We start from the raw sequence: 308 nt of genomic DNA, 5'->3' as shown, positions 1-308 counted from the left end.
GGGAATCTAAAAACATCTACCGAGATGTGTTGATTGCCTCCATTCTTATCAACATCTTCGCGATTGCCGCGCCGATGTTTACACGCTTGGTGTACGACAAGGTAGTTCCCAACCTCGCCTTTGAAACTTTGTGGGTGCTGGCAAGTGGTATCTTTGTCGTGTTCCTATTCGATTTGCTGCTCAAATTGATGCGCAGCTACTTCATTGACGTTGCCGGTAAGAAATCCGATATTCTCATTTCCTCCAAACTGTTCAGTAAAGTACTGGGGATTCGTATGGAAGCGAAGCCTGCTTCTGTCGGTGCTTTC

General features: G+C 46.4%; 1 protein-coding gene. It reads left to right on the top strand.

Going from position 1 to position 308, the window contains the following annotated elements; all coding sequences use genetic code 11:
- A partial coding sequence (locus AB4512_RS21725) for an ABC transporter transmembrane domain-containing protein (protein ID WP_372175625.1) occupies window positions 1–308 on the top strand: 308 nt, incomplete at both ends.

Origin of the sequence: Vibrio sp. 10N.222.52.B7, assembly GCF_041474275.1 — a bacterium.
GTDB lineage: Bacteria > Pseudomonadota > Gammaproteobacteria > Enterobacterales > Vibrionaceae > Vibrio > Vibrio crassostreae_C.
The sequence above is the reverse complement of the archived record's forward strand: the minus strand, read 5'-3'. Positions and strand labels throughout refer to the sequence as shown.